Origin of the sequence: Antarctobacter sediminis (genome assembly GCF_019218285.1) — a bacterium.
GTDB classification, from domain to species: domain Bacteria; phylum Pseudomonadota; class Alphaproteobacteria; order Rhodobacterales; family Rhodobacteraceae; genus Antarctobacter; species Antarctobacter sediminis.
Window position 1 is genome coordinate 1 of record NZ_JAHUZG010000021.1, and the last position, 838, is coordinate 838.

The 838-nt window shown below is 49.8% G+C and carries 1 rRNA gene; it reads left to right on the forward strand.

Annotated elements, in window-relative coordinates:
- Positions 1–838, forward strand: a 23S ribosomal RNA gene (locus KJP30_RS24830); the annotation flags it as partial.

Here is an 838-nt window from a genome sequence, read left to right on the forward strand (position 1 = left end):
AGGCTAAGTACTCCTTGCTGACCGATAGCGAACCAGTACCGTGAGGGAAAGGTGAAAAGCACCCCGACGAGGGGAGTGAAACAGTACCTGAAACCGAACGCCTACAATCAGTCGGAGCTTGACTGGACTCTAATGACAATCTGGGCCATGTGCCTGCTAAAACAGGAGAAGACACATGGCTGACGGAACTTTTGCAGTTCTTCTGATCGTGCTCGGTGTGACCGACATGGCCAGAAACTACTGTGGAAGCGACGAAGGATGTTTTGCACGATCGGATACAGTTCCACGACTGGCAATGTCAGTTGGCGAAGTTGTTAAGCGTCGCGCAAAACCCGCCAGCGAATACTACATGCGTTACGATCTGGGCCGTACGAATGGTCCGTTCGGACATGCAATGGGGTTTTCGATTGGCGAAAAAGGCGAAACATGGATCGGTTTTGGTGAGACCTACAGAATTGGTCTTGGCGAAACGCCATTCTATGTGGAGTTACACACGATGCCGGGGATCTACCTCGACAACGGGGGCTTCAATCTAGGTGGTTTGATTGAATTTCGTTCCGGGATCGAATTTGGATATGAAACTGATAGTGGATGGCGCTTTGCCGTCAGCTACGACCATAGATCCAATGCCGAAATTTACGAAAACAATCCCGGGATCGAAACCGTGATGTTTCGGATGAGCACTCCGTACAGATAGATTGTTATCAGTGTCCAGTCTTGTGACGGCGTACCTTTTGTATAATGGGTCATCGACTTGGTCTATCTAGCAAGCTTAAGCCGATAGGTGTAGGCGCAGCGAAAGCGAGTCTTAATAGGGCGTCGAGTTAGATGGATCAGA